This window comes from Mycolicibacterium peregrinum, assembly GCF_001665625.1.
Taxonomy (GTDB): Bacteria; Actinomycetota; Actinomycetes; order Mycobacteriales; family Mycobacteriaceae; genus Mycobacterium; species Mycobacterium peregrinum_B.
In genome coordinates this window covers 37,531-58,998 of record NZ_LZSY01000171.1, presented here as the reverse complement: position 1 = coordinate 58,998, position 21,468 = coordinate 37,531, and the positions used below count along the sequence as shown (strand labels likewise).

The 21,468-nt window shown below is 66.3% G+C and carries 21 protein-coding genes; 15 read left to right on the top strand and 6 right to left on the bottom strand.

Features of this window, described 5'->3' with window-relative positions; translation table 11 throughout:
- Nucleotide 1: 1 nt before the first annotated feature.
- Nucleotides 2–484 carry a TspO/MBR family protein gene (locus tag A5779_RS27090; protein WP_064886840.1) on the bottom strand — a complete coding sequence of 161 codons (483 nt, stop codon included), beginning with the start codon at nucleotides 482–484 and terminating at the stop codon, nucleotides 2–4.
- A 368-nt stretch (nucleotides 485–852) separates the two neighbouring features.
- Between A5779_RS27090 and A5779_RS27085 the strand changes: the two genes are divergently transcribed.
- On the top strand, nucleotides 853–1,179 hold the full coding sequence (locus A5779_RS27085) for a hypothetical protein (protein ID WP_064886795.1): 327 nt from the start codon (nucleotides 853–855) through the stop codon (nucleotides 1,177–1,179).
- Nucleotides 1,180–1,198: 19 nt separating this feature from the next.
- On the opposite strand, the gene ppnP is transcribed toward A5779_RS27085, so the two are convergent.
- The 3 genes from ppnP to A5779_RS27070 all read right to left on the bottom strand — a co-directional run bounded on the left by ppnP (nucleotide 1,199) and on the right by A5779_RS27070 (nucleotide 4,314).
- Entirely contained in the window at nucleotides 1,199–1,480 is a 282-nt protein-coding gene (gene ppnP / locus A5779_RS27080; RefSeq protein WP_055110342.1) for a pyrimidine/purine nucleoside phosphorylase, read from the bottom strand.
- A gap of 61 nt (nucleotides 1,481–1,541) precedes the next feature.
- Nucleotides 1,542–2,486 (bottom strand): CobW family GTP-binding protein, encoded by a 945-nt coding sequence (locus tag A5779_RS27075; RefSeq protein WP_064886794.1) that lies wholly within the window; start codon nucleotides 2,484–2,486, stop codon nucleotides 1,542–1,544.
- A 43-nt stretch (nucleotides 2,487–2,529) separates the two neighbouring features.
- The gene (locus A5779_RS27070; RefSeq protein ID WP_064886793.1) at nucleotides 2,530–4,314 is read right to left on the bottom strand and encodes a hydroxysqualene dehydroxylase; all 1,785 of its coding nucleotides are present in this window, start codon (nucleotides 4,312–4,314) and stop codon (nucleotides 2,530–2,532) included.
- A 317-nt stretch (nucleotides 4,315–4,631) separates the two neighbouring features.
- On the opposite strand from A5779_RS27070, the gene A5779_RS27065 reads away from it, so the two are divergent.
- Genes A5779_RS27065 through A5779_RS27015 form a run of 11 tightly spaced genes read left to right on the top strand, consistent with a single transcriptional unit; the run spans nucleotide 4,632 to nucleotide 15,517 of the window.
- Nucleotides 4,632–5,444, top strand: a complete 813-nt coding sequence (locus A5779_RS27065) for an MlaE family ABC transporter permease (RefSeq protein WP_055111544.1) — start codon at nucleotides 4,632–4,634, stop codon at nucleotides 5,442–5,444.
- Nucleotides 5,441–6,298 carry an MlaE family ABC transporter permease gene (locus A5779_RS27060; protein WP_088305613.1) on the top strand — a complete coding sequence of 286 codons (858 nt, stop codon included), beginning with the start codon at nucleotides 5,441–5,443 and terminating at the stop codon, nucleotides 6,296–6,298. The genes A5779_RS27065 and A5779_RS27060 overlap by 4 nt, the downstream gene beginning before the upstream one ends.
- A complete protein-coding gene (locus A5779_RS27055; protein WP_165609837.1) occupies nucleotides 6,295–7,716 on the top strand; it encodes an MCE family protein in 1,422 nt (473 codons plus the stop codon). Before A5779_RS27060 ends, A5779_RS27055 begins: the two co-directional genes overlap by 4 nt.
- Nucleotides 7,713–8,765 carry an MCE family protein gene (locus tag A5779_RS27050; RefSeq protein WP_064886791.1) on the top strand — a complete coding sequence of 351 codons (1,053 nt, stop codon included), beginning with the start codon at nucleotides 7,713–7,715 and terminating at the stop codon, nucleotides 8,763–8,765. The genes A5779_RS27055 and A5779_RS27050 overlap by 4 nt, the downstream gene beginning before the upstream one ends.
- Nucleotides 8,766–9,821, top strand: coding sequence for an MCE family protein (locus A5779_RS27045; protein WP_064886790.1), 1,056 nt, complete (start codon nucleotides 8,766–8,768; stop codon nucleotides 9,819–9,821). It abuts the gene before it with no gap.
- Nucleotides 9,818–10,921 (top strand): MCE family protein, encoded by a 1,104-nt coding sequence (locus A5779_RS27040; protein WP_064886837.1) that lies wholly within the window; start codon nucleotides 9,818–9,820, stop codon nucleotides 10,919–10,921. The genes A5779_RS27045 and A5779_RS27040 overlap by 4 nt, the downstream gene beginning before the upstream one ends.
- A 6-nt stretch (nucleotides 10,922–10,927) precedes the next feature.
- Nucleotides 10,928–11,998: an MlaD family protein gene (locus A5779_RS27035; protein ID WP_131811704.1), complete on the top strand. Its 1,071-nt coding sequence runs from the start codon at nucleotides 10,928–10,930 to the stop codon at nucleotides 11,996–11,998.
- Nucleotides 11,995–13,218: an MlaD family protein gene (locus A5779_RS27030; protein WP_064886789.1), complete on the top strand. Its 1,224-nt coding sequence runs from the start codon at nucleotides 11,995–11,997 to the stop codon at nucleotides 13,216–13,218. The genes A5779_RS27035 and A5779_RS27030 overlap by 4 nt, the downstream gene beginning before the upstream one ends.
- Complete coding sequence (locus tag A5779_RS27025) at nucleotides 13,215–13,868, top strand: Rv1363c family protein (protein WP_207549122.1); 654 nt, start codon at nucleotides 13,215–13,217, stop codon at nucleotides 13,866–13,868. Before A5779_RS27030 ends, A5779_RS27025 begins: the two co-directional genes overlap by 4 nt.
- 39 nt (nucleotides 13,869–13,907) lie before the next feature.
- Entirely contained in the window at nucleotides 13,908–14,813 is a 906-nt protein-coding gene (locus A5779_RS27020; RefSeq protein WP_055110359.1) for an oxygenase MpaB family protein, read from the top strand.
- 5 nt (nucleotides 14,814–14,818) lie between these two features.
- Nucleotides 14,819–15,517: an oxygenase MpaB family protein gene (locus A5779_RS27015; RefSeq protein ID WP_082941871.1), complete on the top strand. Its 699-nt coding sequence runs from the start codon at nucleotides 14,819–14,821 to the stop codon at nucleotides 15,515–15,517.
- An 85-nt stretch (nucleotides 15,518–15,602) separates the two neighbouring features.
- Here A5779_RS27015 and A5779_RS27010 read toward each other — a convergent pair whose 3' ends face one another.
- Nucleotides 15,603–16,295, bottom strand: a complete 693-nt coding sequence (locus tag A5779_RS27010) for a demethylmenaquinone methyltransferase (RefSeq protein WP_055110371.1) — start codon at nucleotides 16,293–16,295, stop codon at nucleotides 15,603–15,605.
- 162 nt (nucleotides 16,296–16,457) lie between these two features.
- Here A5779_RS27010 and A5779_RS27005 point away from each other — a divergent pair, with 162 nt between their 5' ends.
- The 3 genes from A5779_RS27005 to A5779_RS26995 all read left to right on the top strand — a co-directional run bounded on the left by A5779_RS27005 (nucleotide 16,458) and on the right by A5779_RS26995 (nucleotide 20,259).
- Nucleotides 16,458–17,282 (top strand): SDR family oxidoreductase, encoded by an 825-nt coding sequence (locus A5779_RS27005; RefSeq protein WP_064886788.1) that lies wholly within the window; start codon nucleotides 16,458–16,460, stop codon nucleotides 17,280–17,282.
- Between the two features lie 137 nt (nucleotides 17,283–17,419).
- A complete protein-coding gene (locus tag A5779_RS27000; RefSeq protein ID WP_064886787.1) occupies nucleotides 17,420–19,375 on the top strand; it encodes an aconitate hydratase in 1,956 nt (651 codons plus the stop codon).
- Between the two features lie 47 nt (nucleotides 19,376–19,422).
- Complete coding sequence (locus A5779_RS26995) at nucleotides 19,423–20,259, top strand: alpha/beta fold hydrolase (protein ID WP_064886786.1); 837 nt, start codon at nucleotides 19,423–19,425, stop codon at nucleotides 20,257–20,259.
- 23 nt (nucleotides 20,260–20,282) lie between these two features.
- Here the strand turns inward: A5779_RS26995 and A5779_RS26990 are convergent, their stop codons facing one another.
- A complete protein-coding gene (locus A5779_RS26990; RefSeq protein ID WP_064886785.1) occupies nucleotides 20,283–21,410 on the bottom strand; it encodes a glycosyltransferase family 4 protein in 1,128 nt (375 codons plus the stop codon).
- Nucleotides 21,411–21,468: the final 58 nt, after the last annotated feature.

Sequence of the window (21,468 nt, the reverse complement as noted above, 5' to 3'; positions counted from 1 at the left end):
CTCACTTGCGGTTGAGCATCCAGATCCTCGTGGACAACGCGGTGGCGAAGGCACACCACAGTGGATAGGGCGTGAGGATGGCGCCGGGCGCACCCTGGGCCTGCACTGCACGACGGGTCAGATCGGCGCTGCTGGCAGTCAGTGCCGCGGCGGTGACGGCCGCGGCGCCGAGCTTGCGCTGGGAGAAGAACACCCACGACCATGCGGCATTGACGGCGAGATTGCCGGCCAGCGCCACCGTGTAGTCGCGTGCCTCGTCCTGGCGGCCCTCGGTGCGCAACCGGTCGATCGTGCGGGCCGACACCACCGCGATTCCCGTGTACAGGATCGGCCAGACGATCGGAAAGGCTTGCCGCGGAGGTTGAAAGGACGGCTTGCGCAGCTGCTCGTACCAATTCGACTGGGCGGGCCGACTGGCCAGGCCGCCGACGAGCGCAGTGGTCAATGCCGCGGTGGCCGTCTTGGCCAGAGTGATCGGTCGCATGGGCGAGTACATACCCGGATTGCCCGCCGTCAAAAAGTTTGACGAAGTTGCTTTAGACGTGTGGGCCGGAGAAGCAACCACAGCGGGGCCTCCCCCTCCACATGGTGCCCGCCAAGATCGTCAAAAAGTTTGACGAAGTTGCTCTAGACGTGTCGGCCGGAGAAGCAACCACAGCCGGGCCTCCCCCTCCACACATGGTGCCCACCAAGAACGTCAAAAAATTTGACGAAGTTGCTCTAGACGTGTCGGCCGGAGAAGCAACCACAGCCGGGCCTCCCCCTCCACACGTAGTGCCCACCACGATCGTCAAAAAACTTGACGTTCGCACGGGCGGGAAAGATGTCCCCACTGCTCGGCATACTCCGGCCATGGGAGACACGAGCGAGCCGTGGTGGGCGAACGATCCTGAGCTGAAGGAGTACTTCCGACGCTCGCAGGAGCAGCTTGAGCGGGAGATGGCCGCACACAAACCCGTTGCACCCGACAACCCAGCCGAAGCTGTCTGGGACCTGTCGATCGGGACACGCGTGCACGCACTGGGACTTGCCCGCGACGATCTCGCCCGGGCCCAGGCTCGCTATGAACGGGCGATCCTTGCCGGCCGCCGGGCCGGATTGTCGTGGGCACAGATCGGCAGGGTCCTCGGCGTATCAAAGCAGAGGCTGCACAGCAGATTCCGCGGCCGCACCGGATGAGCGGCCGAGTGAATCCGCGTCAGCGGTACTCACACAGGTAGGCGGTCTCCGCCTCGACGCGGACCTGGAACTTGCTGTCGGCGGGCACGGTGAATTGTGTTCCGGCCGCGAAGGTTTCCCACTGCTCGCTGCCGGGCAACTTGACGGTCAGCGCGCCAGAAACCACCTTCATGATCTCGAGCTGGGAAGTGCCGAACTCGTACTCGCCGACGGCCATGACGCCCACGGTCGCGTTTCCCTCCGGCGTGGTGAAGGCGATCGATGCGACGTCGCCGCCGAAGTACTCGTTGACCTTGAACAATGCGGCTCCTTGAATTCGGGTGAGCGGCCAGGATAACCGGACGGACAACCGCCGCCGCCGGCTACACCACGTACTTGAGCACCCCGAGCATCGCGTTCTCGTCGGCCGGCTCGCTGGTGCACCGCTCGAGGCCGGCCCGCAGCGCCGACGGGTCCATCCCGGTGCCGATCAGCACCAACTCGGTGCCGCTCGCCCGCCGCTTCTCGAAACGCAGCGAGCTGCCGACCAGCTGCAGCAGGAAGCGCTGGACGCCGAAGTCGACGAAGCCCTTGACGCGGTAGAGACCAGCGGGGCGGTCCCGCAGAAACTCCATGAACAGGCGTGGGTTGACCGCGGCATCGGTGCGGAAATCGACGCTCTGATATTCAGGATGGTAGTGATCGTGCTCGTCGTGCAACAGCTCGTCGAAGGACAGCTGAGCCTGCGGCGTCCGCTCCGGCGGGTCGATCAGCAGCTCGGGGTCGATGCGGGCGAAGTCGGTGGGCAGCACCGGAACCCGGGGACTGAACTGGCGGATCTGTGCGAGCAGGCCGTCGACGTCGGTGCATGAGGACGCCTTGTTGAGCACCACCAGATCGGCGACCGGCAGCCCGTGACTCAGGTCGGGTTGCAGGCCGTCGAGGACCAGAACCAGGCCGGCGTAATGGAAGCGGGGATCGTCGACGGTGACGATGGTGCGGGCCAGTGAAGCCGGTTCGGCAACCCCGCTGGCCTCCACGACGATGAGATCCAGCCGCGGTTTGACCGCCGCGAGCTTGCCCAGCATCTCGCCGACTTCCTCGCCGTCGACCGCACAGCAGATACAACCGTTGGACAGCGACGCCATCGCATCGACCTGCCCCGCCACCAGCATGGCGTCGATGTTGACCGCGCCGAAGTCGTTGACCAGCGCACCGATCCGGACGCCGCGGCTGTTGCGCAGCAGATGGTTGAGCAGCGTGGTCTTGCCCGAGCCGAGATGCCCGGCGACCGCCAGCACGGGTACCGATCCGGTGGACGACGTCACCGAGCCATCGTAGGTTTATTGAGAATTGTTTTCAGTAAGGGGGTCAGGTCGGCCAGCGGGTGTCGGCGATGTCGAACGCGTGGGGCAGCCTGGCCCGATATCGCGCCTTGTCGGCGGCCTTGAACGGCGCCCACCACGGTGCCTGGAACAGCCCGAGAACGTTGGCCTTCGGACCCGCGTAACCCGAGGCGAGCAGCACGCCGTTGGCGGCGTAGCGGCCGCCTTCGTTGGCACCCTCCATCGTGGTGACGTTCTGGTCGGTCTTGATCCACTCACCGGCCAGGAACAGGTTGTCGATCCCGGTGACGGCCTCCGGCCGGCGCGCCCACGACCCGGGGTCCTGGATGAACAGCGGTTCGTCGTTGCGCACATTGGGCGTGCCCGAGTCGATGATCGACGGGTCGAGAAACCATGAATGCACCATCTGATCCGTCACCACGATGCTGGTGTCGTTGAGATGGGCCTTGATCTGCGCCCAGGCCTCGGCGGCGATCTGCGGCGGCGTGCACTGCCTGGCGCTGAGCCCGTTGAAGTTTCCCTGCGTGCTCCAGTCCGAGATGATCGCCGACAGACAGTCTTTGACTGTGCCGTCCCCGTAGGTCGTCAGTGGCCGCTTCCAGAACTGGGCCTCGCTGATCGAGGTGAGCCCCCACCCGGAGTCGACGTAGTTGACATGCCCCTTGGTGACGTCGACGCGCTCGCGCAGGAAGAACATCAGACCGTTCATCCACTCGGTGCGCAACGCCGCCACCGACGCCAGCTTGGGATCGGCGGCGATCACGTCGGGAGTCAGCACCGCCGCGAGTTTTTCGCACGGCACGGCGGAGATGTACCAGTCGGCGACCACCGGTTGGGCCACCCCGTTGCCGTCCACCACCGTGGCCGATGCGATGTGCCTGCCGTTGGGAGTCAGCCGCGCCAGTGCCTGCCCGAGCCGGAACGTCACCCCGAGCGACTGCAGATGGGCCACCCAGGGATCGATCCACTGGGTGCTGGTGGGGCCGTTGAGCACCCGGTCGAATCCCTTGTTGTCGATGTCGTTGCCCAGCAGCAGGATCGACCACACCGAGGCCTCGCCGACCAGCCCGATCGAATGGGCGCTGGCGTCCTTGGACTTGGACGCGGCCAGGTTCCGGATGATGCCGTCGGCCAGGTAGCGGTTGTACTCCTTGCTCTTGTGGTCCGCCCCGATGAATTTCTCCCAGGTCATGTTGTCCCACTGGCCGAGCTTGCGCTCGTCGCAGCTGGTGACGTAGACCGCGAGTTTCTGCGCGGCGTACACCGCCTCCAACGGCGGCAACCGGAACAACGTCTGGAACACCGCGGCCACCGACTCGGTGAAGGCCTTGGGGGTGATGGGATTGGGCAGGGTCGGGATCGGAAACGGCAGTGGGATCGTCAGATCCGCCCGGCCCAACCCCGAGTGCAGATACGACGTGGCCCGGGTCAGGTTCTGCCAGACACCGAAAGTGTTGCCGGCAAAAGGAATGCGCCGCATCGTGTCGGTGACATTGCGGTAGAAGCCGGGGAAGAACCGGAAGCCGTGCTCAGCCGGCAGCGGGCTGCCCGACGGGGACGGCGCCGGAATCGACCGAGCCTTGCCACCCAACGCTTTTCGCTCGAACACCGTGACCCGGTACCCGCGCTCCGCCAATTCATGCGCGGCGGTCAGGCCTGCCACCCCGGCACCGAAGATCGCGACCGTGGAACCCGGTGCGGCGTGCGCGGTTGTCGGCCTGCTCAGCGCCGCCGCGGCCACGCCGGCCGTGGCCGTTCCGGCCAGAAATGACCTCCGCGATATGTGACGTTCCCCAACCCCACCCGACATACCGACACCGCCTCAGTTCGGCAACCCCTGTGGGCGCTAAGTTAATCGTGATTCTGCTGCGGGCCCCGTCCGACACGCCGAGTTGAATTCACGCGACAGTAAGGCGATCTCTTGATCACAAACTCGGGCCTCTCACCGTTCGAGACCTCACAAGACAGGCCCTCGCGACTCGAGAATGACCATTCACTTAATTCTTGCGAACGCGTCCCGAAATGTGACATGCTCCACAGACGACCGGGGGGTCGAAACGTGCTCCAGCACAGCCGGTGGTCACCGGTCGGCCCCGCGCATGCCACGACAAGCGGGGAAGGAACTCGATGACCTACGAGCTACCGGCGTCCAAGGGCCCCGTTCGGGACGTCCTGGTCCAGGGCGGCTACGTGCTCGGCTTCTCGGTGCAGGCGCTGGTCAGCGTCGTCACCGCGGTGGTGCGCCGACGCCTGGTGCTCGACGAAGTCGTCAACCAGACCCTGTTCATCGGCCGGGTGTGCACCGGCCCGGCGCTGCTGTTGATGATGCCGATCGGGGTGTTCATCGCCGTGTCGGTCGGCGAGCTGGCCGGGCGCATCGGCGCCGGCGGATACTCGGGCGCCGTGGTGGCGTTCATCATCGTCGGCCAGGCCGCGGCCCTGGTGTGCGCGCTGATGATGGCCGGCGTGGCCGGTTCGGCGATCTGCACGGACCTGGGATCGCGCACCATCCGCGAGGAGATCGACGCGATGGAGGTCATGGGTCTCGACGTGATCGAGCGCCTCGTCGCACCGCGCCTGGTCGCCGCCGTCATCGTGGCCCTGGCCCTGTGCTCGATCGTCACCTTCGGCGGCGTGATGGCGTGCTACCTGTACCACATCAGCGTGCAGCACCTGCCCGCCGGAACGTTCCTGGCCACATTCAGTCAGTACGGCCAGGTATCGGATTTCGTTATGGCACTGATCAAGTCGGCTGTTTTCGGCCTCACCGCAACCCTGGTGGCCACCTTCAAGGGCCTGCACACCAAGGGCGGCGCCGGCGGCGTGGCCAACGCGGTGAACGAAGCCGTGGTGCTGGCCTTCGCCCTGGTCTTCATCCTGAACACGACCATGTCCGCGCTGTACACCGTGGTGGTTCCGGCCGTGGGCAGTTACCGATGACCGCCCTTTCCAGCAGCGCTGCCCTGCACCGGATCTCGCGACCCGCAGTCGCCGGGTACGACGCGCTGGCGGTCGCCGGTCAGCACGTCACGTTCTACGCCAAGGTCCTCGGTTCACTGCCGTATGCACTGGTGCGCTACCGCAAGCACACCCTCGGCCAGATCGGCGAGGTCACCTTCGGCACCAGCTCCCTGCTCTCCGGCGGCGGCACCATCGGCATCGTGTTCGCGATGTCGCTGGCCGCGGCGATGATGCTGGGCGTCGAGACCCAGCGCGGCCTGGACCTGGTCGGGATGAACACCCTGTCGGGCATGCTGGCCGCGATCGCCAACACCCGCGAGCTGGCGCCGGTCGTGGTGGCAATCGCGTTGGCCGCCAAGGTCGGGACGGGCTTCACCGCGCAGATCGGGGCCATGCGGATCTCTGACGAGATCGACGCGCTCGATGCCATGGCACTACGGTCGATCCCCTACCTGGTCGGCACCCGCGTGCTGGCCTCGGTGGTCTGCGTCATCCCGATCTACATGATCGGCCTGCTGGCCAGCTACCTGTCCACCCGGACCGTGGTGGTGATCTTCAACGGCGCCTCCCCCGGTACCTATGACTACTTCTTCCACCTGGCCCTCGGACCCCGGGACCTGCTCTATTCCGGGATCAAGGCCGTCGTCTTCGCGATCGTCGTCGCCCTGGTGCACTGCACCTACGGCTACTTCGCCTCGGGCGGACCCGCCGGGGTGGGGCAGGCCGCCGGCCGGGCCCTGCGCACCGCGATCCTGGCGGTCGGCATCCTCGACGTGCTGCTCACCTTCGCGCTGTGGGGCCTGGTCCCCGAGATCCCCGGGATGGGAATGTGAAGCGCCTCAAACGATTCGGCAGGCGACGCAGGTATTCGGAACCCAGCCGAGCCCGACAGGCCCTGCGCGGCCTCGCCGCCGCCACCGTGGCGGTAGTAGTGGCGTCGGTGCTGGTGGCCCGGGCATCGGGGCATCTTGAACGCAGCGCCGATGTGTTCGTGGGCGTTCCGGTGTCGGCCGGACTCATCACCGGCGGATCCCCGGTGCGCTACCACGGCGTGAACGTCGGGCGCATCGCCGAGATCGAGTCGGGCACCCACACGTCCCGGGTCAGACTGGCGATCGAGCCCGACAGCCTCGGCATCATCCCGTCCTCGGCCGTCGCGCGGATCGTGCCCCGCACCTTCTTCGGCGACATCTACCTGCAACTCGTCGACCCGAAAGGCAACCGGTCCGCGACGGGCCTGAAGGCCGGCGACACCGTGTCGATCGACGACAGCCCCGATGCGATGGCCCTCTACGACGTGTTCACCAAGATCGTCGACCTGTTCTCACAGATCAAGCCCGAGCGCATGCAGACGGCCCTGACCGCGATCAGCCAGTCGCTGCGCAACCGCGGTACCGAACTGGGTTCCACGATCGACAATCTGAGCGCCAGCGCGCAGGTGCTGACGCCGTCACTGGTGCGATTCCTCGACACCACACCGCAATTCCGGGACGTCATGGCCTCGCTGAACACCGCCACCCCCGACATCATCTCGACGCTGTCGGCGGCGACGTCGGTGTCCAACCGGATGGTCGACGACCAGAAGGAGTTCGCTTCGACCATCGACGGTTTCGCCCGGTTCTCCTCGGTGCTCACCTCGTTCATGGCCGATCACCGCGAGCAGTTGATCACCGTGGTGGATGCGGCAGGCAAGATCATGGCGACCACGGCCGCCCAGCCGCTGGGGTTGGTCGACACCCTGGCCGGCGCGCAGTCGTTCGGTGAGGCCGGCGCCAAGGTGTTCGCGACGGGCAAGTTCAACATCACCGCCGTGGCGACCTTCGCCGGACCGATGCCGTACTCGATGCAGGACTGTCCGGTCTACGGGGCCACCCAAGGTGCCCGCTGCGCCGAATCGGCTCCGTCGGGCCAGGTTCCGGATCAGCCCGCCGACGTGCTGGCCCGCCCGGCCGCCGACCTTCCGGTCACGCCGTTCACGGCCCCGGCTCCGCACCTGCCGACGCACTCGTATCTGCCGCCGGGACCCGGGTTGCCGCAGTCCGCGCCGATACCGACGGAACCGCTTCCCGCCGAGGCAGTCGCCGCGGCACCGGCGTCCGCGGTCGTCGACGCCGACGGCCAGGCCCACGCCCTGGCAGTGCTGCAGGACGAACTCGTGCCCCCGGCCGGCGGCCCCTCGACGCAACCGAACATCGCCACGGTACTGATGCTGGGCCCGCTGGTACGCGGCACGGAAGTGCAGGTCTCATGAACCGGAACGGACGGTGGCAGTCGTGGGTCAAGCTCGGCGGCTTCAGCACGGCCGGGGTGCTCAGCGCGGTGCTGGTGATCAACACCCTGTCGGTGCCGGTGCGCGGTAGCACCGTCACCTACCAGGCACAGTTCAGCAGCGTCGAGGGACTCAACGTCGGAAACCCGGTGACCATGAACGGCATTCGGATCGGACGGGTGGACTCGATCCGGTTCGCCCCCAACACCGACGGCACCAGCCGGGCCGACGTCGACATCGAGGTCAACTCTGACTTCACCCTGACCAGCAACGTCACCGCCGCGGTGCGTTATGGCGACATGCTCGGTGCCCGTTATGTGGCACTGTCCGATCCGGGCGGAGCCATTATGGACGTCTCCACCGACGAACCGCCGGCCCGACTGGCCGCCGGGGGCGTGATCCCCCTGGCCCAGACCTCGCCGGCGGTCGATCTGACCGCACTGCTCAACGGATTCAAGCCGCTGTTCGACGCGCTGGCCCCCGAACAGGTCAACACGTTGACCCGGGGATTCGTCGAGACGTTCAGTGGCCAGGCCCAGACCCTGACGACACTGCTCACCCAGATCGCCGCCATGACATCGAGTTTGACCAACAACGCGGGGATATTCACCCAGCTCATCGACAACATGTCGACGTTGATGCGCACGATGAACACCCGACAACCGCAGCTGGAGCAGATGCTCACCGGACTCAACCGGCTCAGCGCGGCGGTGACCTCCGGTGACCGGCAGTTCGAGATGCTCATCGACCAGGGCAACGCCGTGCTGGCCACCCTGGCCAACACGGTCAACAACTCCAGCGCCGCCTACGGAGACACCATCACCAATCTCAATTCCATGCTGCAGACCTGGCAGCCCAACACCGAGGAATTCACCAAGCTGCTGACCCGGCTGCCGGAGTTCGGCGATGCCATCAACCGGACCTCCAGCTACGGCGGGTTCGTCAGCCTGTACCTGTGCAACTTCACCCTCAAGATCCGCAGCCACGAAGCGAACATCTTCGGCTACACGCATTCAGAGGTGTGTCAGTAGATGTTCCTCGTCAAACTGATCGACCTCTTCGTCGGCGCGGTGATCTTCCTCTTCGTGAAGGATCAGCGCAAACACAATCCATCAATCCCGTTGGCGCTGGGCATGATCGGCACCATCACCCTGGTGGCCATCATGGTCGTCTCCATCGGGATTCCCCGCGCGGTCTACCACGTGCGGACCAACTCCTATGTCGCGGAGCTGGCCAATGCCAGCGGGCTGACCGGAGGCGATCCGGTGTACGTCGCCGGGGTGCCGGCCGGGCGGGTGGAGGACGTGGCGCTGGCCGTCGACCGGGTACGGGTCGGCTTCCGGCTGGACAAGGCTCAGGCCCTCGGCAACCGCACCACGGTCACAGTGCGGCTGCGAACCGTGCTTGGTAAGCGGTTCCTCGACGTCATGCCCGCCGGGACCGTCAATGGTTTGGACTCCAACGTCATTCCGTTGTCGCGCACCACGGTTCCGTACAGCCTCGACGAAGTCGGGCGCAAGGCCGCCGACACTGCCGAGCACGTCGACCAGCAGCCGCTGACGGCGATGATGAACACCTTGGTCGAGACCATGCCCGGCAACAGCACCGAGCTCGGCCAGGCGCTGGCCGGGATCAGCGCCGCCAGCTCGGCCTTCGCCGACAACGGCGACAAGATCGACGAGATCCTGCGGATCAGCCGGTCGATGGCCGAAATGCTGTCGCATCAAACCGATTCGCTGGCTGATACCGCGGCCAATGCGCAGTACATCGTGTCCTCACTGGCCGCCCGCCGTCAGGCGCTGGCCGACATCGTCACCAACCTGACCGCGATCATGCGGCACCTGGCCGAGATCTACACCGACAAACAGGCCGATTTCGGCAGTTTGATCACCGGCCTCACCGCGGTCACCGGAACCCTGAAAGCCAATGTGGACAAGATCGACCAGACCCTACAGAAGATGCCCCCGGCGATCCGTGCGGTCACCAATGCCACCGGCAACGGAAACTGGGCCGACGTCAACTCGCCGTCCGTGGTGATGCCCGACAACCTGCTGTGCTTCCTCAATGTTCAGCGGGAGTGCCGATGACTCGACGGATTTCGACGGCGCTGATCGTCGTCCTGTGTCTGGCCGCCGGTGGCTGGTATGTGTTCGGCCGCACCGATCGGGCCCGCACGGTACATGCCGACTTCGGCTACATCAACGGCATCTACCCGGGCAGCAAGGTGACCGTGCTCGGGGTGCCGGTGGGACGGGTCACCGCGGTGACGCCACAGGGCACCACGGTGCGGGTCACCATGACGCTGCCCGACGACGTCGCGCTGCCCGCCGAACCCGATGCCTACGTGGTGAGCCCGGCCCTGATCAGTGATCGCAGCGTCGAACTCGGCCCCGCCTACAGCGGAACGGGCCCCACGCTGGCCGACGGACACGTCATCGGGGCCGACCACAGCCACTCCCCGATCACCTTCGACACCATGCTGGGCAGCCTGAGCACACTGACCTCGGCGATCGGGCCACAACAGGGCGACATCGGCGCGGTGCTCACCCGCGGTGCCGACCAGTGGCGCGATCAGGGCAAGCTGTTCAACTCCGCGATGCGCAATCTCAGTGCGGCCAGCGGCGTACTGGGTGCGCGGGCCGAGGACATCGGTGCGGTGGTCGACAACCTCAGCACCCTGATGGCGGCCTTCAACCAGCGCCAGGTGTCGCTGAACCAGATGGTCGACGAACTCGGTCAGGTCGGCGGCAGTTGGGCCGACGCCAACGTCGACATCGCCCAGCCCATGGCCGATCTGAAGGTGGTGCTCGATCAGGTCGACACCTTCGTCACCCAGCACGGTGACGATCTGGGCACCATCGCGGCCAACCTCAACGCCGTCGGCGATGTGCTGACAGCCAAGCAACCGCAGCTGGCCGAGTTCATGGACCTGGTGCCGCTGATGATGCAGAACCTGTCCAACACCATCGGCCAGGACCGGCGCGGCCGGATCCGGCTGAACGTGTCCACGGTGCTGTCACAGTTCGCCGCGGCCCAGAATTTCTGCGACCGCAACATGCTGCCGATGTGTGTAGGTGCCGGGATCACCAACCCGATCTCCTACCCGATCAGCCGGTCGGACCCGCTGGGCATCGTGTCCGCTGTCACCGGCAACGCCCCGGCGCCGAACCCGAAGTACCCGAGGTGAACGGTCATGCCTAGATCCCTGCCCAAACCCACCCTGCGGGGTGCGGCCGTCGGTTGCGCGCTGGTGGTCGCCGCCGCGAGCGTATGGGCGTTGAGCGATATCGGAATTCAGGACCTGCCCTTGGGCCGCACCTCACCGAGTGACACGATGGCCGTCACCGTGGTGCTGCCCACCGCCGACGGCATCACCATCGGGGCCGACGTCCGCAACGGGCAGAAGGTGGTGGGCCGGGTCAGCGGGATGAGCCTGGCCGCCTCGGGCGCCTCGGTGCAGCTGAGCCTGGCCGACGCCGACGGTCTGGACTCCGGGACCGTGGCCAGCGTGGAACTGCCGTCAGCCCTTGGCAATCCGTTCGTCCGGCTCAGCAGCGCACAGCTGGCTCCGCAGCGGGCGCTACGCGACGGCGACGTGATCCCGCCCAGTCACACCGAGCTGGGGCCGCAGATCGAGAGCGCACTGGCCACCTTCGGGGCGCTGCTGTCCCGCAGCGGCGTCGATCAGCTCGCCACCATCGTCACCGAACTGGACAAGGCCTTCGCCGGCCGGGCCGACAAGGTGCGCGGACTGATCGACTCGATGTCGCTGCTGGCCGCCAAGACCTCCGAACATCAGGGCGAGTTCGACCAAGCAATGAGCCTGGCCGCCAACATCACCGGACAGTTCGGCCACGAGCAGAAAACCGTTGCCGGCTACCTCGACGCCGTGCCGAAGGTGGTGGCGATGCTCGATGTCCAGCGGGCCAAGTTGCAGACGCTGTTCTCCTCCACCACCGCGCTGGCCGCCACCGCCAACAGTGTGCTCTCCTCGACCGATCTGAACGCCATGGTGTCCGACGCCGGCACCGTCGTGCAGACCATGGGCGCCTTCAACGACCGGCTGGGCGGGATGCTCACGGCGATGAACAACTTCCTGGAGAAGTTCGGCAGCTCGGTACACGGCGACTACCTGATGTTCGATGGCGCCCTGGACATCCCGGGCACCATCGACAAACTCCTCACCGGAGGGTTGATCGTCAACGGCACCCCGATCACCGGGGACGTCGCCCTGGAAGGGTTCTTGTCGGGAGGTCTGAATTGAGACGCCTGGTAGTGGTTCAGCTGGCGATCTTCGCAGTGATCGCCGTGATCGTCATCCCGTTCGGCATTCGTTATGTGGCCGGACCGCAAGGGTTCCGGACACCGATGACCCTGACCGCGACGATGAGCGACGCGTTCGGACTCACCGCGGGCACCAGCGTCACCGTGCGGGGGGTGCAGGTCGGCACCGTCGACGACGTGTGGCTGTCCCCCGACGGCACCGCGATGGTGCGGCTGGCGATCGATCCCGACACCCGGATCCCGCGCGATGCGATCCTGACCGTCGGGATGGGCACGGCCGCCGGCATCCAGAGTGTCGACATCATGCCGCAATCCGATGCCGGTCCGTACCTGGCGTCCGGGGACACCATCGCCGCACCTGCCGACCGTCAACCGATCCAGATGGACCGGATCATGGGCGACACCGCACAACTGGTGAAAGGCATTGACACCCGGGCGGTCAGAGACGTCGGCACCGAACTGTCGAACGCCTTCGACGGGTTGGGACCGGATCTGGCCATGTTGATCGACAACGCGTCGGACATGTCCACCCGGATTCGGAACCAGACCGGCCAACTGCAGCCGCTGATCGAGGGCACCGCGGAGCTGGTCACCACCATGGCCGGTCAGGGTGACCCGTTCGTGCGCGGCATGGCCGCCAGCTCACGGTTGGCCAATCAGCTCGATGGCAGTGGCCCGGCGTTCCTGTACCTGACCGACCGGTCCCCCGCCGCGCTGAAATCCCTGCAGCGGGTGCTGGACACCTACCAGGGCACCTTCGGCGCCACCCTGGCCAACCTGGCCACCGTCACCCCGATCATCGGTGACCGTACTGATTCGCTGCAGACGGGGCTCACGACCATCCCCAAGGGTCTGCAGGACCTGACCTCGATCGTCAAGGTCGACGCCACCGGCCAGACCCGGGCGGATTTCTCGTTGATCGCCACGCAGGGACCGGTGTGCAACTACGACGTCGACCGGCGGGCCATCGGCGATGTCAGTCCCACCGAACCCAACCTGGTGATGTACTGCCCGCCCGCACCCGACATGCTGATGCGGGGGGCGGTCAACGCACCCCGACCCAACGATCTCGGCCTGCAGAACTCACAGACCCCCGGACATCCGATCGGACCCGAGGTGGTCAGTGACCCGGTCAAGATCCCGACCCTGGCCCAGCTGGCCTACAAATGGCGCAGCATCCTGAAAGGTGGCCCGCAGTGAGCAATTCCGACGATGACTCTGCCGACGACGACCGCAAGGAATCGGTGCTGACATTGGACAAGCCCTCCGACGATGTCCCCGAGGATGTCCCCGAAGACGCCGCCGAGGATGTCCAGGACCCCGACGTCGACGAGCCAGAGGCCGAGGACTCCGAACCCACTGCGCCCGGCCGGCTCAAGCGCCGGATCGCAACGGCTCTGGTCGCACTGCTCGCCGTCGCCGCCGTGGCAGCGCTGGTGGTGTTGTCGCTCGGCGAATACCACCACCGTCGCGACGACGCACTGCGCACCGACGCCGTGGCGATGTCCCGCGACTATCTGGTGGCGATGGCTGCGTTCGACTACCAGAAGATGGACGCCAACCGTGAGCACATCGTTGCCAATTCCACCCCAGGATTCGCGGCCAAGTACGACGAGATGGTCAAGGCGCTGCGCGACATCGTGGTGACCAGCAAGGGTGTCGCGACCGCAACGGCCGATCACGTGGTCGTCGACAGCCTCGACGGCGACACCGCCACCGTCGTCGCCTTCGTCGATCAACACGTCACCAATGTGACTGCACCACAAGGCAGTAATCAGAAGTACCGAATGGTGGTCAAGCTGGTGCGCAGCGGCGACCGCTGGATCGTCGACGACGTGCAGACCGTGTAACCCGCTGTTAGCCCTGTTTCGCCCCCGAGAGGAGCCCCCATGCCAGCGACGTACGTGGACCTGGCCGCCGAGCCGCGGCTGACTACCGCCGAGACCCGCATCACCGTCACGCAACGGGTGCCGCGGTGGATCCGGAAGAAGCACGTCGACCTCTCGGACGCGCTGGACTTCTGGTCCGCCGCCGGAGCGGCGGCCAATGTCATCATGCAGATGAGCTGGCCCGAAGTGGGGTACGGCGTCGCCGAAAGCCGGGTGGAATCAGGAAGTTTGGTGCACCACCCGTGGAAGCGGCTGCGCACCACGGCGCAATACCTGACCGTGGCGATCCTCGGCACCGACGAGGAGAAGAACGCCTACCGCGAAGCCGTCAACGTTGCGCACCGGCAGGTTCGGTCCACCGAGGACAGCCCGGTCAAGTACAACGCGTTCAACCGCGAACTGCAGTTGTGGGTGGCGGCATGCCTTTTCATTTTCTATGAAGACACCCATCAGCTGCTCTACGGCACGATGACCGAGGAACAGGCCGAGACCTTCTACCAGAGTGCGATGACCATCGGCACCACGCTGCAGGTCCTCGAGGAGATGTGGCCGGCCACCAGGGCGGACTTCGATGCGTATTGGAACACCGCATGCGAACGCGTCGAGATGACCCCGTTCGTCCGGGATTACCTCATGGTCCTGGTGGAGTTGCGGATGATCAACTGGCCCATGCGAAAGATGCTGGCGCCGCTGCTGCGGTTCTTGACCATCGGCTTCCTGGCGCCGGTGTTCCGCGACGCGATGGAATTGGAGTGGACCGATACCGACCGGCGCCGCTTCGAGCATCTCTTCCTGTTCGTGGCGTTCGTCAACCGCTTCCTGCCGAAGTCACTGCGCAACGGCAACTATGCGGTGCTGATGAAGGACCTGCGCCGCCGGATCCGCCGCAAGAAGGCGCTGATCTGACCTCCGTGGCGGCCGGGCTCGGCCCGGACACCATGCTGTCGCGTTATCTGCAGGACCGGCGGTTCCTGTTCGTCCTGCCGAGGGCAGTCTGCCTGCAGTCACTGCATCCGACGATCGCCACCGGGATCACACAGCATGCGCTGTTGCACCGACGGGTGTGGTTGCACCACAAACGCACGGTGACCCAGGCGATCAGGATCGCCTTCACCGACATCGACATGCGCCCCTACATCCGCTTCGCGCACGAGGACGTGAAAGGCCGGGACCCGGCCGGGAACAAGTACCACGCGCTGAACCCCGACGTCTTCCACTTCCAGCACGCCACATATGTGGAAAGCATTGTGACGATGGTGAATACGTTCATCCGGAAGCTGGACGAAGGCGAGCACGAGCAGCTCTACCAGGAGTGCTGCGCGTGGTATGGGCGTTACGGCATCTCCGCGCGCCCGATGCCTGCGAGCTGGCCCGAGTTCTGCACCTACTTCGAGGACGCCTGCCACACCCAGTTGGTGGCGGGCGAACACTTCGAGCCGTTCCGGCGCCAGATGTTCGCGCCGACGGACTGGTGGCCACGGGCGGTGCCGCGCCGGGCGATCCGGGCGCTGCAGCATCCGCGGGCAGCCGAGCTGACCGGCACGGTGATCAGCGCTCGCGACCGCCGGTCCCTGCGGCGGTTCGTACTGACCAGTCGGGTGCTGTCGTAAGAATCCGCCGAAACCGCATTCCAGCAGGTGGTTACTCGAACAACTCCTGCTGGAATGCCATTTCGGCGACAGAGAGAAAATGGAGTCAGGGAGACGGCTTGGTCGCTGCGTGCAGCGCCACGATACCGCCGGTCAGGTTGCGCCACTTGACCTGTGACCAGCCGGCTTCGCCGATACGCCGGGCCAGCTCGGCCTGATCCGGCCAGGCGCGGATCGACTCGGCCAGGTACACATAGGCATCCGGGTTGCTCGACACCGCGGTGGCCATCCGCGGCAGCGCCTGCATCAGGTACTCCTTGTACAGCGTGGCGAACGCACCGTTGGTCGGCGTCGAGAACTCGCACACCACCAGTCGGCCGCCCGGCCGCGTCACCCGGGCCATCTCCCGCAGTCCCGCCACATGGTCGACGACGTTGCGCAACCCGAAGCTGATGGTGACCGCGTCGAACACCCCGTCGGCGAACGGCAGCCGGGTGGCGTCGGCACCCACCTTCGGCACCGGCCGCGATGCCCCGGCGGCGAGCATGCCCACCGAGAAGTCCGCCGCCACACACCACGCGCCGGAGCTCGCCAGCTCGACCGTCGACACCGCGGTGCCCGCCGCCAGGTCCAGCACCTTGTCGCCGGGACCGATGCCGAGCGCCGCACGCGTCTGCCGACGCCAGAACCGGTCCTGTCCGAGGGATAGCACGGTGTTGGTCAGGTCGTAGCGCCGCGCCACGGCATCGAACATCGATGCCACTTCGTGGGGGTTCTTCTCCAGGCTCGCTCGACTCACGGTGCTGACGCTACCGGGCGGTGCTCAATAGATTGACAGTGACCGAAACCGTGGCGCACCGTCGCGGCTCCCTGTGGACTTCCTGCAAGTCGGACGGCCGGGGGAATGGGTGGCTGCGTCCGACCGCTGAACTGCAGGGAACGAAACGTCGAAGGGTTGATCATGAGCGAAAAAGTGTGGTTCATCACCGGTGCATCGAGGGGTTTCGGCCGGGAATGGGCAATCGCAGCCCTGGACCGCGGTGACAAGGTGGCCGCCACCGCGCGCGACACCGCCACGCTGGCCGACCTGGCCGACAAGTACGGCGACGCGCTGCTGCCGATCCGCCTTGATGTCACCGACCGAGAGGCGGACTTCGTCGCCGTCAAACAGGCCCATGACAACTTCGGCCGGCTGGATATCGTCGTCAACAATGCCGGTTACGGCCAGTTCGGGTTCATCGAGGAGCTGTCGGAGGCCGACGCGCGGGACCAGATCGAGACGAACGTCTTCGGCGCACTGTGGGTCACCCAAGCCGCGCTGCCGTATCTGCGCGCCCAGGGCAGCGGGCACATCATCCAGGTGTCCTCGATCGGCGGCATCACCGCATTTCCACTGGTCGGCATGTACCACGCGTCGAAGTGGGCGCTGGAAGGGTTCTCACAGTCACTGGCCCAAGAGGTCGCACCGTTCGGTGTGCACGTGACGCTGATCGAGCCTGGCGGCTTCTCCACCGACTGGGCCGGATCCTCGGCCAGACATGCTGCCCCGCTTGCCGATTACGACGAGGCCCGCGAGGCCGCGCAACGCGCCCGCGCCCAGCGCAGCGCCAAGCCCGGCGATCCGAAGGCGTCGGCCGAGGCGGTGCTCAAGATCGTCGACGCCGAGAACCCGCCGCTGCGGGTGTTCTTCGGTGAGCTGCCCCTGCAGTTGGCCAGGGCCGACTACGAGAGCCGGCTGGCGACGTGGGAGCAGTGGCAGCCGGTGTCGGTGCTCGCCCAGGGCTGACCTTCCCGGCGCGAGTTTCCTCCGGCGAGCAGACGCTCCGGTACCCCGTAACGCCATTACCGGGGTACCTACGTGTCTGCTCGCCCGGGGATGGTGAGCTCGGTTTCGGGGCGTGAGCACGCGGGAACGCTAGGTGAATGCCGGAGAGCGTCACACAGAAGTTGATCGGGTCCCATCTCGTCTCCGGGTCGATGACACCCGGGGACGAGATCGCGATCCGGATCGACCAGACGCTGACCCAGGACGCGACGGGAACGCTGGTGATGCAGGAGCTCGAAGCCCTCGGGCTCGATCGCGCCCGCACCGAGGTCAGCGTTCAGTACGTCGACCACAACCTGCTGCAGACCGACGAGAAGAACGCCGAGGATCACGAATATCTGCGGACCGCGGCGCAACATTTCGGGCTGTGGTTCTCCAAGCCCGGCAACGGCGTCTCCCACCCCACGCATATGCAGCGCTTCGGCATACCCGGCAAGACGATGGTGGGTTCGGACTCCCACACTCCGGCAGCCGGATCACTGGGAATGCTGGCGATCGGTGTCGGCGGGCTCGAAGTGGCGCTGGCCATCGCCGGCGAGCCGCTGCACCTGCGGGCACCCCAGGTGTGGGGTGTCCGATTGGAAGGCGAACTCCCGCAATGGTGTTCGGCGAAAGACGTCATCCTCGAAATGCTGCGGCGCCACGACGTCAAGGGCGGCGTCAACCGCATCATCGAGTACTACGGTCCCGGTCTGGCCGGGCTGTCGGCCATGGACCGGCATGTCATCGCGAACATGGGCGCCGAGCTCGGGGCCACCACCACCGTCTTCCCCAGCGACGAAGCGGTGCGTGACTTTCTCACCGGCGAGGATCGCGGTGACGACTGGACCGAACTCGTCGCCGACGACGGCGCGCAATACGACATCGACGAGGTCATCGACCTGTCGGCGCTCGAACCGCTGATCGCCAGACCGTCGTCGCCGGGCAACGTCGTGCCGGTGTCGGAGGTGGCCGGTGAGCCCGTCGCGCAGGTCGTCATCGGCTCCAGCGCCAACCCCGGATTACGCGACTTCGCGATCGCAGCGGCCATGGTGCACGGCCGCCAGACCTCGCCCGACGTCAGCTTCGATGTCAACCCCACCTCCCGCGAGATCCTCACCGACCTGACGAGAATGGGCGCCACGACCGAACTCGTCATCAACGGCGCGCGCATCCATCAGGCCGGCTGCATGGGCTGCATCGGCATGGGCCAAGCTCCGGCCACTGGCCGGAACTCGCTGCGGACCATGCCCCGCAACTTCCCCGGCCGGTCCGGCACCAAGGAGGACTCGGTGTGGCTGTGCTCGCCGGAAACCGCTGCGGCATCGGCGATCACTGGGGTCATCACCGACCCGCGGCAGTGGGCCGCCGACAACGGCATCGAGTATCCCGAGCTCGATCTGCCCACCCATTTCAGCGTCAACACCGCCATGCTGGTCGCCCCGGCCGCGCTCGAGCAGGCCCGGGCCGTCCAGGTTATCAAGGGCCCCAACATCTCCAGCCTTCCTGAGCTGACGCCGCTGTCAGATGCAGTGACGGCCCCGGTCCTACTCAAGGTCGGCGACAACATCTCCACCGACGAGATCTCACCGGCAGGCGCGCGTGCCCTGCCGTTCCGGTCCAACATTCCCAAGCTGGCCATGTTCAGCTTCACCCAGATCGACGAAAGCTATCCGGAACGGGCGCAGTCCGCCGAGAACGGCCACATCATCGTCGGCGGGGAGAACTACGGTCAGGGCTCATCGCGCGAACATGCCGCGATCGCGCCACGCTATCTCGGGCTGCAGGTCGTGATCGCCAAGTCCTTCGCCCGTATCCATTGGCAAAATCTCGCCAATTTCGGTGTGCTGGCACTGGAATTCGTCGATCCGGCCGACTACGACGGCGTCGCTCAGGGTGACGTGCTTTCCCTCACCAACGTACGCCAGGCGTTGACCGACGGCCTTCCGATGACCGTTACCAACACCACGAAGGGCACGAGTTTGCCGGTGCAGCACAGACTTTCATCGCGCCAGATCCAGCACGTCCTGGCCGGCGGCCTCATCCCGTGGCTGGCCGCCCAGCAGAAAAACTAGGCCGAGAACCCCGCCGGCAAAGCGCGGATGGGCGTAGCGTCGAGCACATGCCTAAGATCACGACTTCTGACAATGTCGAGATTTTCTATCGGGACTGGGGCTCCGGCCAGCCCATCGTCTTCAGTCATGGTTGGCCGTTGTCGGCCGACGACTGGGACACGTTCATGCTGTTCTTCCTTCAGCACGGCTATCGGGTTGTCGCTGTCGACCGGCGTGGGCACGGGCGCTCCTCCCACGTGGCCGACGGTCACGACATGGACCACTACGCCGACGACCTCGCCGCGGTGGTCAAGCACCTCGATCTGCACGACGCCATCCACGTCGGCCACTCCACCGGCGGGGGTGAGCTGGTGCGCTACCTGGCCCGTCACGGGCTGGATCGGGCGGCGCATGCGGTCCTGATCAGCTCGGTGCCGCCGCTGATGGTCAAGACCGACGCCAACCCGGGCGGCCTGCCCAAGTCGGTGTTCGACGATCTGCAGGCGCAGCTGGCGGCGAACCGCTCGGTGTTCTACCGCGCCCTGCCGTCAGGTCCGTTCTACGGCTTCAATCGCGAACAGGAGAAAACTCCCCAGCCTGCCCGCGAGGCGATCATCGCCAATTGGTGGCGCCAGGGCATGATGGGCGACCCCAAGGCCCACTACGACGGCATCGTCGCCTTCTCCCAGACGGATTTCACCGAGGACCTCAAGAAGATCACCTTGCCGTCACTGGTGATGCACGGCGAAGACGACCAGATCGTGCCGTACGCGGATTCTGGTCCGCTGTCGGCGAAGCTGCTGCCCAACGGGACCCTCAAGAGCTACCCCGGTTTCCCGCACGGCATGCCGACCACCCACGCCGAGACCATCATGGCGGATCTGCTGGAGTGGCTGCGGTCCTGAAACCGGTTGGAGCAGTAGCCAAGTCAGGCGGCGCGCAGCCGGCGTAGGCCCTGCACGGCTTCGTAGTGCCCGATCAGCTCGTCACAGATGGCGGGCCAGGTGCGGCTCAGCACGCTACGCCGGGCGGCCACCGAGTAGCGCGACCGCTCGGCGATCAGGTGCTCCACAGAAGCGGGTAGCGCGGACTCGAATTCGTTCACGGGCAGCAACAGTCCAGTGCGGTAGGGCGCCACCAGATCCCGAGGCCCACCGGCATCGGGAGCGATCACCGGCAGACCCGAGGCCATCGCCTCCTGAACGGCCTGACAGAACGTCTCGTGCTCGCCGGGGTGGACGAACACGTCCATGCTGGCGTAGGCCGCCGCCAGTTCCGAGCCGTGCAGTTCACCGGTGAAAACCGCCGATGGCAGCACAGATTCGAGCTTGGCCCGGTCCACCCCGTCACCCACCACCACCAGCTGCAGGTCGTCGCGCACGGCCAGCGCCGCCAAGCGCTCCACGTGCTTCTCCGGCGCCAACCGTCCGACGAACCCGACGACCGGCTTGCCCTCGGCCGACCACGACGCCCGCAGCTGCTCATCGCGAGCCGACGGGGCGAACCCGGTGATGTCCACGCCGCGTCCCCACTTGAACACTCGGGGAATCCGATGGGCCTCAAGGTTTTCCATCGCCGAGGTGGACGGCGCCAAGGTGCGGTCGGCCTTGCTGTGCAGACGCCGGGTCCAGGCCCATGATGCCCGCGACAGCACGCCAACGCCGTAGCTCTCGGCGAAACCGGCGACATCGGTCTGGAACACGGCCACCGACGGCACGCCGAGGTAGCGGGCGGCGTGTACGCCGCCCCAGCCGAGCAGCGCGGGTGAGGCCAGGTGCACAACGTCGGGGTCGAAGCCGCGCAGCACATTGACCATCCGCGGCCGCGGCACGCCCAGCGGCAGCGAGGTCACCTTGGGAAACATTCGCGAAGGCACCCGGTGCACCCGCACACCGTCATGCACTCGTTCGGCAGGCGGCTGACCCCGCGGAGTGTCCGGGGCGATGACGAGTACCTCGTGGCCGGTGCGGCGGAGATGCTCGATCACCCGAAGCACCGAGTTGGTGACGCCGTTGACATTCGGGAGGAAGGACTCTGCAACGATCGCAACGCGCACACCAAGATAGTCCCAGCGGCACCTGTCCCCGAGGTAGCGTCCGGGGATACGACACGCT

Coding starts and splice junctions, on each gene's coding strand:
- A5779_RS27090 (WP_064886840.1), bottom strand. CDS start 484: ATGCGACCGATCACTCTGGCCAAGACGGCCACCGCGGCATTGACCACT.
- A5779_RS26995 (WP_064886786.1), top strand. CDS start 19,423: ATGCCTAAGATCACGACTTCTGACAATGTCGAGATTTTCTATCGGGAC.
- A5779_RS27050 (WP_064886791.1), top strand. CDS start 7,713: ATGAACCGGAACGGACGGTGGCAGTCGTGGGTCAAGCTCGGCGGCTTC.
- A5779_RS27070 (WP_064886793.1), bottom strand. CDS start 4,314: ATGTCGGGTGGGGTTGGGGAACGTCACATATCGCGGAGGTCATTTCTG.
- A5779_RS27035 (WP_131811704.1), top strand. CDS start 10,928: ATGCCTAGATCCCTGCCCAAACCCACCCTGCGGGGTGCGGCCGTCGGT.
- A5779_RS27060 (WP_088305613.1), top strand. CDS start 5,441: ATGACCGCCCTTTCCAGCAGCGCTGCCCTGCACCGGATCTCGCGACCC.
- A5779_RS27040 (WP_064886837.1), top strand. CDS start 9,818: ATGACTCGACGGATTTCGACGGCGCTGATCGTCGTCCTGTGTCTGGCC.
- A5779_RS27005 (WP_064886788.1), top strand. CDS start 16,458: ATGAGCGAAAAAGTGTGGTTCATCACCGGTGCATCGAGGGGTTTCGGC.
- A5779_RS27020 (WP_055110359.1), top strand. CDS start 13,908: ATGCCAGCGACGTACGTGGACCTGGCCGCCGAGCCGCGGCTGACTACC.
- A5779_RS27000 (WP_064886787.1), top strand. CDS start 17,420: ATGCCGGAGAGCGTCACACAGAAGTTGATCGGGTCCCATCTCGTCTCC.
- A5779_RS27085 (WP_064886795.1), top strand. CDS start 853: ATGGGAGACACGAGCGAGCCGTGGTGGGCGAACGATCCTGAGCTGAAG.
- A5779_RS27065 (WP_055111544.1), top strand. CDS start 4,632: ATGACCTACGAGCTACCGGCGTCCAAGGGCCCCGTTCGGGACGTCCTG.
- A5779_RS27045 (WP_064886790.1), top strand. CDS start 8,766: ATGTTCCTCGTCAAACTGATCGACCTCTTCGTCGGCGCGGTGATCTTC.